Source organism: Corynebacterium sp. HMSC076G08 (assembly GCF_001811515.1).
Classification (GTDB): domain Bacteria; phylum Actinomycetota; class Actinomycetes; order Mycobacteriales; family Mycobacteriaceae; genus Corynebacterium; species Corynebacterium hiratae.
Genome location: NZ_KV805023.1, coordinates 1 through 1,266, shown reverse-complemented (window position 1 = coordinate 1,266; position 1,266 = coordinate 1). Strand labels below are relative to the sequence as shown.

Genomic DNA, 1,266 nt, shown 5'->3' with positions numbered 1-1,266 from the left:
TGTGATGTCTATGGAGTTTTTGGACACGGAGTCTAATGGCTTTTTGGACGGGGAGTCCAGATAGTTTTTGGTCACGGAGTCCAAAGACTTCCTTGTCGTGATGTCTCAAGACTTTTTGGACAGTCGGTGGGTTGGAATACCAAGATGGCTATTTCAACCCATCTCCGCAAGAAAATAGCGGACTTCGACCCAGTAAGAGACGGACGAACCGTCACCCAATTCTGCAAGGATATTGGCGTATCTCGCCAAACCTATGCCAACATCAAACGCCGCGTTGAACAACGCGGCCGTGCAGGCATCCTGCCTGACTCCACCGCCCCGCATTCCCCAGCCAGAATCTACGATGATCACCTTCGTCAGAAAGTCATCACAGCTCGATCAGTGCTCAAGGCCCGGGGACGTGACTATGGCCCGTGGTCGATCTATTACTACCTCATTGATGACCTTGGTTTAGAGCACCCACCGGCACGGTCTACGATTGCGCTTTGGCTCCACGAAGCTGGTGTTGCTGAGGCCAATGCCCGTAAACGTCCTCGTAAAAGCTATAAACGCTGGGCACGCGATAAAGTCGATGAGCTGTGGCAACTCGACGGGTTTGTCTATCGACTCTTTGACACTCCACATACCCAGATCACTATCTACCAGCTGGTTGATGATGCCAGCCGGTTTGATCTGGGCTCACAAGCCTTCGCCGCCAAAGAAAACGGATTCGATGCTCGCACTACCTTGGCCGCAGCAATAGAAACGTATGGTCGCCCGCAGGAACTTTTGACCGATAACGGTGAAGCTTTTGCCACCTATCACCGGGGCCGATTGTCCGATACCGAGCGCTGGCTCGCCGCCCAAGGTATCTGGTCCATTGCAGGTTTTGGCCCGCAAACCCAAGGCAAAGATGAACGCTCGCATCAAACTATGACCAAGTTTCTCGATGCACGCCAACCTACGACACTTCAGCACGTCCAACAGCTGTTGGACGACTACCGCGAGTTTTACAACACCAGGCGCCGCCATCAAGGCCTGCTAGTCGGCAAAATGCACATCACTCCAGCCCAAGCCCGTGAGCACTTCGCCCACGCTCAATCCCCAACACAACCCATTGACCCGGATCTGCTGTGGGCCAAGATTGTGAAGTCATACCGGGATACGCACTCAGAAAGCGCGATACACCACGAGCATCGTATCGAGAAGGTTAAAGAGGCGATGGTGCCGGTTGTGGGAGAAGTTGCAGCTTCTCCCACAACCATCGATGACGATAACGAACCAATC

General features: G+C 53.5%; 1 protein-coding gene. It reads left to right on the top strand.

Going from position 1 to position 1,266, the window contains the following annotated elements; genetic code table 11:
* Positions 1-144 precede the first annotated feature (144 nt).
* Positions 145-1,266: integrase core domain-containing protein (locus HMPREF2806_RS04170; RefSeq protein ID WP_232745256.1), on the top strand; the 1,122-nt coding region annotated here is incomplete at its 3' end.